Below are 3701 nucleotides of genomic sequence, written 5' to 3' on the forward strand. Positions count from 1 at the left end.
CCCCCCCGGGGGGCCCCCCCCCGCCCCCCCCCCGCCCCCCCCCCCCCCCCCCCCCCCCCCCCCCCCCCCCCCCCGGCGGGGGGGGCCCCCCCCCCCGCGCCGCCCCGGCCCCTGCGCGGTTCGGGGCGGCGCGGACGGACTAGTCTCGCGGCGTGGGCGAGAACGCTGCGGAGCTCGACGCGAACAAGGTCGATCGGGAGGAGCGCATCCTCGACGCCGTCCTGACGATCCTGTCCCGGCAGGGGATCGCGGGCGTCAGCATGCGCGCGGTGGCCCGCGAGGCCGGGGTCGCGCTCGGGTTGGTGAACTACTACTACGCCGACAAGACCTCGCTCATCGGGGAGGCGCTGCGCCGGATCGAAGCGCAGGACGTCGCCATCATCGATCCGGACCCGGCGAAGAGCCCGGTGGAGAACCTGCGCGCGGCGCTGCGCCGCGTCGCCGACCACGAGTTCCTGACCACGGAGTACCTGTCCCTCCGGTTGCAGCTCTGGTCGCTGGCCCAGGCGAATCCGGCTTTCGGGGAGATCAACACCGCGGCGCAGAAGCGCTACCGCAAGGAGCTGGCGAGGCTCATCCGCGGGGCGCGACCGGACCTGGCCCGGGCCGAGGCGACCAAGCGCGCCGCGGACATCGACATCATCCAGAACGGCATCTGGCTCACCGCGCTGCTGGGGCTGGACCGAGCGTCGATCCGGCGCAGTGTCGCCCGGTGCGAGCAGATCGCCTTCGAGTGAACGCGCCCGGCCGCGTCGGCGCTCAGCCGGGCAGGCCCAGCACCGCCGAGCCGAGCCCGATGCCCGCCCCGCCACCGAGCGACGGCCCCATGCCCCGGACACCGGGCCGGTCCGCGGCACGGACCCGGATGGTCCCGCCCGGCCAGCTGAAGTCGAGGTGCCGCTCGGTCTCGTACACCCGCCCGCCCAGGACGTCGTGGAACAGGCGGCGGGAGAACGCGAGGTCCGCGGTGTCGAGGTGGGTGCTGTGCAACGGCACCGCCGCGCCGGCGGGGGTCTCCCACGTCGAGGCCCACCAGTGCGGTTCGGTCGCGCCGCGGACGCTCGGCAGCTCCGCCACGTCGGGTTCTCCGCCCGCGCGCAGCTCTTCCGCGCTCGGGTAGGCGCGGTCGGACTGCGCGAGCTGGATGACGGTCCGGTGCTGCGGTCCCGGGGGGGGGGACGCCTCGCGCCACGGCGCGTGCCCGTAGTCCTCGCCGACGACCTCCGCGCCCAGCTCCCGCACCCGCGCGACGGCCGCCCGCAGGTCCGGCACGCTGAATGTGAGGTGGTGCGGGCCTTCGCCGCGCTTGTCGAGGTGGCGGGTGAGGAAACCTGGCCCGGTCGGCTCCAGCAGCTCCAGCCGAGCTCCGCCGGTGCGCTCGCCGGTCTGCAGCAGCAGGTAGCGGAACTCCGGCAGGGATTCACCGGCGATCGGCACCACCCCGATCTCCCGCCGGAGGCGGCGCGCCCAGGACAGCGCGTCGTGCACGGCGAACGAGGTGTGGTCCAGGTCGATGCCGCCGGTGTCGGCCACGGAGGAGTCCTCTCCGGACGCGGAGGAGGGGTGCGGGACGGAGCACTCCTCCGGGAACTCCGCCCACCGGGAATTCTGCTGACCGCGCGCATGCCGATCAAGAGTTGAACGAATGTCCGACCGGTGAGATTCGCCGCGCACCGCTCGGGAATCCGCGCGTGCCGATCGGTCGAATCCGGGGCCGTGCGCCTGCGGTTCCGCGGAGCGGCGAACCGCGTTTCGGCGCCTCGGCGGAGGATGCGGCGAGGGTTTCCGCGGCACGCGTCACCCGTCGCGGAGGGCCGCCGCGGTCCACTGCACCGAACGATCGACGATCTCGGGGGAAGTGGTTCGACGGATTTCGCAGAGCTGGCCCGGGTATTCGGCGAGATCCTCGGGTTCGGGAAAGCGGTCGAACACCTCGGGCCTCCGCCACCGGAGCGGCGGATCGGGCCGCTCAGCGGTGTGCGACCGGCAGCTCGTCGGGCAGGAAGTCGCTGCTCGTGGAACGCGGGTCGGCGGAGGCGCGGAGGACGGGGAAGACCTCGGCGCGCAGGTCCGCCTCGTACTCGGCGATCGCCGCCGGCAGCGCGGATTCGCCCTCGGCGGCCCGCTGCAGCGCGTTCGTCAGCGCCGCGGCGTCGCGCAGGGCGCTGTTGGCGCCGGCGCCGAAGGTCGGCGGCATGGCGTGGATGGCGTCGCCGAGCAGCGTCACCCTGCTGGTCTCCCACGGTTCGGCCGGTTCCAGGTGGCGGATGGACTGCCGGAACAGCGTGTCCGGGTCGACGTGCTCGACGAGCTCGACGAGCCCCGGGTGCCAGCCGGTGACCGCGGCGCGCATCGCGGCGTGGAGCTGGTCCGGGGTCGCGCTCCACAGCTCCGGGATCCGCGCCGCCGAGGGGCCGCCGCGGGGCAGGCCGAAGTTGACCATCATGTACGGCTCGACCGGATCGATGTCGGCGCCGGGGGCGAGCTCGGCCACCGCTTCGGCGACCGGTCGGCGCGGCTGGTAGGCGCCGTAGGCGAACACCACCCCGTCCGGCCCGCTCGCGGTGACGAAGCCGTCGAACAGCTCCGCGGGCAGGGCGGCGGCCAGTTCGTCCGTGAGCGGGGCTCGCGACGCCACCCCGCGCAGGCCGGTGTCGACGGTCGCCACGTGCGGCAGCAGCTGCCCGCGGACCGCCGAGCGGATGCCGTCCGCGGCGACGAGGACGTCACCGGACGCGGCGGAGCCGTCGGTGAACAGCAGCCGCACGCGCTGCCCGTCGTCCTCGAAACCGCAGGCGGTCCGTCCGAAGTGGAGGACGTCCTCCAGCCCGACGCTCATGATCTGGCGCAAGGTGCGCCGGTTGACCGCCGTGTGCGGACGCTCCGGGTCGTTGGCCGGGCCGATGTGCGGGCGGGTCCCCAGCTCGCGCGCCCGGTGGTCCAGCAGGACCAGGCACTCCCGGCGGGGCTTCTCGCGGGAGGTCTGCACGTAGAGCTCGTACAGGTCGTCCGGCAGGCACTGCCGCAGCGCGCCGCCACCCGCGGCGTTCATGTGCAGCCGGTACCCGGCCTGCACGATGCCCGGAGCGCTCTCGTACACCGCGCAGCTGATCCCGCGCCGACGCAGCCCCTGCGCCAGGCAGAGACCTCCTATTCCGCCTCCGGCGATCAGGACGTGGAACGACGACACCGACTTCCTCCCCAAGGTTGGGCGCGATCCGGCCGCGGGCCGGTTCTGCCCGCCGGACGACGACATCCGCAGCCGATCCGGTCTGCTGCCCTCCACCCTGCGACCGCCGGGCCCATCGGGGAAGCCGTGATCGCCTATGTTGGTCATCGGGAATGCCGATGGCCGGGCGAGGTGCGATGGGGCTGGATCTGAACCTGCTCGTGTCGCTGGACGCGCTGCTGCACGAACGCAGCGTCACCAGAGCGGCGCAACGGCTCGGGCTGAGCCAGCCGACGTTGAGCACCGCGCTGGCCCGGTTGCGCAGGCACTTCGACGACGAACTGCTCGCCAGGACGGGCAACGCCTACGAGTTGACCGCGTTGGGAGAACGGCTCGCCGAGAACACGACGCAGGCGCTGATGTGGAGCGGCCCGGGGGAGGAGAACCCCCCGGGCAGGGGGCCCGCCCGCGCCCCCCCCCCCCGGAACACAGACGGGGGGGGCGGGCCCCCCCCCCCCGCGCGGCCCCCGCC

General features: G+C 74.4%; 5 protein-coding genes. 2 read left to right on the forward strand and 3 right to left on the reverse strand.

Going from position 1 to position 3701, the window contains the following annotated elements; genetic code table 11:
- Positions 1 to 152: 152 nt before the first annotated feature.
- Positions 153 to 737: a TetR/AcrR family transcriptional regulator gene (locus LCD35_RS30630; RefSeq protein ID WP_225045238.1), complete on the forward strand. Its 585-nt coding sequence runs from the start codon at positions 153 to 155 to the stop codon at positions 735 to 737.
- Between the two features lie 22 nt (positions 738 to 759).
- Here LCD35_RS30630 and LCD35_RS28750 read toward each other — a convergent pair whose 3' ends face one another.
- The 3 genes from LCD35_RS28750 to LCD35_RS28755 all read right to left on the reverse strand — a co-directional run bounded on the left by LCD35_RS28750 (position 760) and on the right by LCD35_RS28755 (position 3190).
- The gene (locus LCD35_RS28750) at positions 760 to 1533 is read right to left on the reverse strand and encodes a VOC family protein (RefSeq protein ID WP_225045239.1); all 774 of its coding nucleotides are present in this window, start codon (positions 1531 to 1533) and stop codon (positions 760 to 762) included.
- A gap of 264 nt (positions 1534 to 1797) precedes the next feature.
- The gene (locus LCD35_RS30245; protein ID WP_255615749.1) at positions 1798 to 1932 is read right to left on the reverse strand and encodes a hypothetical protein; all 135 of its coding nucleotides are present in this window, start codon (positions 1930 to 1932) and stop codon (positions 1798 to 1800) included.
- Between the two features lie 37 nt (positions 1933 to 1969).
- Positions 1970 to 3190, reverse strand: a complete 1221-nt coding sequence (locus LCD35_RS28755; RefSeq protein WP_224957356.1) for an FAD-dependent monooxygenase — start codon at positions 3188 to 3190, stop codon at positions 1970 to 1972.
- A 158-nt stretch (positions 3191 to 3348) separates the two neighbouring features.
- Between LCD35_RS28755 and LCD35_RS28760 the strand changes: the two genes are divergently transcribed.
- Positions 3349 to 3701: LysR family transcriptional regulator (locus tag LCD35_RS28760; protein ID WP_304621323.1), on the forward strand; the 353-nt coding region annotated here is incomplete at its 3' end.

Source organism: Saccharopolyspora sp. 6V (assembly GCF_020176785.1).
Lineage (GTDB): Bacteria > Actinomycetota > Actinomycetes > Mycobacteriales > Pseudonocardiaceae > Saccharopolyspora_C > Saccharopolyspora_C gregorii.